Below are 2,138 nucleotides of genomic sequence, written 5' to 3' on the forward strand. Positions count from 1 at the left end.
CCGCGCGCCGCTCCGAGCGCACGCTGGAGCCATGACCGCATGGAGCCCTCTCGAGACCGTCGGCGCCGTGGTGCTCGCCCTCGCGCTGATCGGGCTCGCCGTCGCGGCCGTGGCGGTCGGAGCAGGCGACGAGATCGCGTTCATCGGCGTGCTGGTCGCCTTCGCGGTCGCGGTCACCGGGCTCGGCCTCCACATCGCCGGCCGCGAGGCGCGGTACCGCCGCGACAACCGGTGACGCCGAAGCGCTTCCGCCGCGACGACGGCTGAGGAGGCGCGCTCCCGCCGCGACGGCCGCTGAGTGGAGAGACTCCCGCCGCGACGGCACTCGGCCGGTCAGTGCCCGAGCTCCACCAGCAGCACGCCGGCGATGATCAGGCCGATCCCGCCGAGCATCGTCCAGGTCAGCGGGTCCTGGAACAGCCAGCGGCCGAGCACCGCGGTCAGCGCGACTCCGACCGCCGCCCAGATCCCGTAGGCCACCCCGATCGGCATGCCCTGCGCGAGCGCCCCGGCCAGCAGCGTGAACGCGACGACGTAGCCGACTCCGACCACGACGTACCAGCGCTTCCGGCCGTCCGTCGCGGGCTTGAGGCTCATCGTCGCGGCGACCTCGGTGAGGATCGCGCCCGAGAGCAGCAGCCAGGCCATCAGCGCACCGCCCGGCGCGCGGCCTGCGCTCGCTGCGAGCCGATCTCGACCATCAGCACGCCCGCGATGATCAGCACCAGCCCGATCGTCATCACGCCCGTCAGCGGCTGACCGAAGAGCACGGCCGCGAGGACCGCCGTCAGCGCGACGCCGCACGCGCCCCACACGCCGTACGCGACTCCGATCGGCATGCCGGCCTTGAGCACCCGGCTGAGGAGGACGAACGCCGCCAGGTAGCCCGCCACCACGAGGGCGTACCAGCCCGGCGACTCGATGGCGGCCTGGAGGGCGAGCGACGCCGTCACCTCGGTGAGGATCGCGCCGGTGAGGAGCACCCAGCTCATCGTGTGCCGTCGGATCGGGTCATCCGGCCAGCGTAGGGCGGGCGCGGAGGCGTGCGACCGCGGAACGAGGGCTCAGCGCGCGGGGAGGGTGGGAACGATCGTTCTCCGGGCAGTGACGCGCTCACCGCGCGAAGTGCTCGCGCACCTCCGCCTGCCAGCGCTCGCGGTCCTCCTCCGTGATGAACGCCGCGTCGAAGGAGTTGAGCGCCAGCTGCTCGAGCTGCGCGTCGTCCATCCCCAGCTCCTCGACCAGGGCGCGGTAGTTCTCATCCACGTAGCCGCCGAAGTAGGGCGGATCGTCGCTCGAGACCGTCACGACGAGTCCCTCGCGGAGCATCGCGGGCAGCGGGTGGTCGGCCATCGTGTCCACCGCGCGCAGGGCGACGTTCGACAGCGGGCACACCGTCACCGGGATGCGGCGCTCGCGGAGCATCGCGACGACCTCCGGGTCCTCCATCGCGCGGATCCCGTGGTCGATCCGCTCGACCTTCAGCAGCTCGACGGTGGCCGCGACCGTCTCGGGCCCGGCCTCCTCGCCGGCGTGCGCGACCAGGCGCAGTCCGTCCGCCGCGGCGCGCGCGTAGACGTCGACGAACAGCTCCGGGCCGAAGCCCACCTCGTTCGAGTCGAGCCCGACGCCGATGATGTGCTCGCGCCAGGGGAGGATCGCCGTCAGCATCTCGTCGGCCGCGTCGGCGCCCAGGTCGCGGAGGAAGCACATGATCAGGTCCGTCGAGACCCCGTGGGTCTCCTCGCTCCGACCGAGCGCACGGGTGATCCCGCTCATCACGGTGCCGAGCGCGACGCCGTTGCCGAGGTGCGTCTGCGGGTCGAAGAAGATCTCGGCGCGGCGGACGTTCGCCTTCTGCGCCCGGTCGAGGTAGCCGGTCGCGAGCTCGAAGAAGTCCCGCTCCGTCTTCAGCACGGTGAGGTTCGAGTAGTGCAGCTCCAGGAACGACGCGAGGTCGGTGAAGGAGTACCGCGCGCGGAGGGCGTCGAGATCCTCGGTGGGCAGGGCGACCCCGTTGCGGCGCGCCATCTCGACGATGTGCTCGGGCTCGATCGTGCCCTCGAGGTGGATGTGCAGCTCGGCGCTGGGCGGGGCGGGGGATGGACGACGCGCAGCTCGAGCAGCTGGCGCTCAAC

The 2,138-nt window shown here is 72.4% G+C and carries 4 protein-coding genes; 1 reads left to right on the top strand and 3 read right to left on the bottom strand.

The genetic code is table 11. From position 1 onward, the window contains the following. The first annotated feature begins 31 nt into the window (after positions 1-31). Complete coding sequence (locus tag C5D09_RS16960; RefSeq protein ID WP_104227488.1) at positions 32-235, top strand: hypothetical protein; 204 nt, start codon at positions 32-34, stop codon at positions 233-235. 98 nt (positions 236-333) lie between these two features. Here C5D09_RS16960 and C5D09_RS16965 read toward each other — a convergent pair whose 3' ends face one another. The 3 genes from C5D09_RS16965 to C5D09_RS16975 all read right to left on the bottom strand — a co-directional run bounded on the left by C5D09_RS16965 (position 334) and on the right by C5D09_RS16975 (position 2,079). Beyond that, on the bottom strand, positions 334-648 hold the full coding sequence (locus C5D09_RS16965; protein WP_104224891.1) for a multidrug efflux SMR transporter: 315 nt from the start codon (positions 646-648) through the stop codon (positions 334-336). Then, positions 648-992 (bottom strand): multidrug efflux SMR transporter, encoded by a 345-nt coding sequence (locus C5D09_RS16970; RefSeq protein ID WP_104269826.1) that lies wholly within the window; start codon positions 990-992, stop codon positions 648-650. Before C5D09_RS16970 ends, C5D09_RS16965 begins: the two co-directional genes overlap by 1 nt. Before the next feature lie 121 nt (positions 993-1,113). Beyond that, positions 1,114-2,079 carry an adenosine deaminase gene (locus C5D09_RS16975; protein WP_104269827.1) on the bottom strand — a complete coding sequence of 322 codons (966 nt, stop codon included), beginning with the start codon at positions 2,077-2,079 and terminating at the stop codon, positions 1,114-1,116. Positions 2,080-2,138: the final 59 nt, after the last annotated feature.

The organism is Rathayibacter sp. AY1C9, from assembly GCF_002932315.1.
Lineage (GTDB): Bacteria > Actinomycetota > Actinomycetes > Actinomycetales > Microbacteriaceae > Rathayibacter.

Coding starts and splice junctions, on each gene's coding strand:
- C5D09_RS16960 (WP_104227488.1), top strand. CDS start 32: ATGACCGCATGGAGCCCTCTCGAGACCGTCGGCGCCGTGGTGCTCGCC.
- C5D09_RS16965 (WP_104224891.1), bottom strand. CDS start 648: ATGGCCTGGCTGCTGCTCTCGGGCGCGATCCTCACCGAGGTCGCCGCG.
- C5D09_RS16970 (WP_104269826.1), bottom strand. CDS start 992: ATGAGCTGGGTGCTCCTCACCGGCGCGATCCTCACCGAGGTGACGGCG.